At 37.3% G+C, this 928-nt stretch carries 1 protein-coding gene; it reads left to right on the forward strand.

The genetic code is table 11. The features are described 5' to 3' along the window. Nucleotides 1-146 precede the first annotated feature (146 nt). On the forward strand, nt 147-928 hold a 782-nt coding region (locus HMPREF2805_RS02190), incomplete at its 3' end, for a DUF389 domain-containing protein (RefSeq protein WP_075231230.1).

A 928-nucleotide genomic window follows, 5' to 3' on the forward strand; every position in this document is an offset into this window, starting at 1 on the left:
TAGTTTGCTCTTTGATTTTCATTGAGTATAAAGGATAATTTTCAAAAGAATGACAGGTGAGAATTAAAAATATGTAAGATTGGACAGATGTCTCTCTACCATCATCCATGCAGAAACAAGATTATATGAAATAAAAGGAGTAACCAATGTCCGGAAACTATTCAACACGTGAATTCCGCGAGAAACTATATGATGACCTTCATGTTCGATTAAGAGATACATTGATTTTGATGTGTGCGATTTTTATTGCCTCTATAGGTCTAAATATGAATTCAACAGCTGTCATTATTGGAGCCATGCTGATTTCCCCTCTTATGACACCGATTGTTGGACTGGGATTCGGTTTAGCTATTTTTGATACGCGTTTAATCAAGCAATCTCTAGAGGTTTTATTTACTCAAGTATTAGTCAGTTTGCTTGTCTCGACTCTGTATTTCTGGATTTCTCCCTTATCTTATGCAAGTAGCGAGTTGATTGCACGAACCTCTCCAACCATTTGGGATGTTCTCATTGCTATCGCGGGTGGGATAGCAGGTTTCATTGGTTCAAGGAAAAAAGAAGCAAACAATATCGTACCAGGAGTAGCCATTGCAACAGCTCTGATGCCACCTATCTGCACTGCAGGATATGGTTTAGCTAATGGAAATGTACGATTTTTATTTGGGGCTCTCTATCTTTTCTTGATCAACTGTGTCTTTATCATGCTAATCAACATTGTTGGAACAAGAATTTTTATGAGAAAATCTCCCTTAAGTTCATTTAATGAGCTAAACATTAAAATGAAAATTGGGTTGATATCCTTGATTGTATTATTGGTCCTTCCAGCCAGCTATTCAGCAGTCACTCTGACGATGGATCAAGCGCGAAAAGAAGGGATCAAACAGTTTGTAGAAAATGAGTTCGCCAATCATACGGTCATTAATCAAGT

This window comes from Streptococcus sp. HMSC034E03, from assembly GCF_001811505.1.
Lineage (GTDB): Bacteria > Bacillota > Bacilli > Lactobacillales > Streptococcaceae > Streptococcus.